Source organism: Methyloversatilis universalis FAM5 (assembly GCF_000214035.2).
Classification (GTDB): Bacteria; Pseudomonadota; Gammaproteobacteria; order Burkholderiales; family Rhodocyclaceae; genus Methyloversatilis; species Methyloversatilis universalis.
The window spans coordinates 1-471 of record NZ_AFHG01000002.1 but is presented as its reverse complement, the minus strand read 5'-3'; the positions used below and the strand labels follow the sequence as shown (position 1 = coordinate 471).

Annotated in this window: 1 protein-coding gene; it reads left to right on the top strand. The window is 52.4% G+C overall.

Features of this window, described 5'->3' with window-relative positions; all coding sequences use genetic code 11:
- Nucleotides 1–86 precede the first annotated feature (86 nt).
- Nucleotides 87–350, top strand: coding sequence for a host cell division inhibitory peptide Kil (gene kil, locus METUNV1_RS20260; protein WP_000372943.1), 264 nt, complete (start codon nucleotides 87–89; stop codon nucleotides 348–350).
- The last annotated feature ends 121 nt before the right edge of the window (nucleotides 351–471 follow it).

Genomic DNA, 471 nt, shown 5'->3' with positions numbered 1-471 from the left:
CCCTCCTCATATAAAAAGTATTCGTTCACTTCCGATAAGCGTCGTAATTTTCTATCTTTCATCATATTCTAGAGGAGTCCCAAAGAATGGATCAAACACTTATGGCTATCCAGACTAAATTCACTATCGCCACTTTTATTGGCGATGAAAAGATGTTTCGTGAAGCCGTCGACGAAACGGCTCACTTTTACCTTCACGCCGTCGGTGACGGACTGAACCTCCACGCTGACCGGATTGCCACTTCCGTCAACCAGGCTTATCAGCGCGGTACCGCCAGAATGCGGCGGGCCGTTTTCACGGTCATACCGGGGGTTTCTGCCAGTACGCGTGCCTGTTCTTCGCGTCCGTGAGCCTCCTCACAGTTGAGGATCCGGCTGATTTGTCAAACGCCTGCCCCTGCATCAGGACGTAGCCAGACGGAACGATATCTGATGGCCACGGGATCGGCGCACCTGCCGGAAAGGCCGAATT

What these genes read in the sequence shown, in the direction of transcription:
- kil (WP_000372943.1), top strand. Translation starts at nt 87, where the DNA reads ATGGATCAAACACTTATGGCTATCCAGACTAAATTCACTATCGCCACT.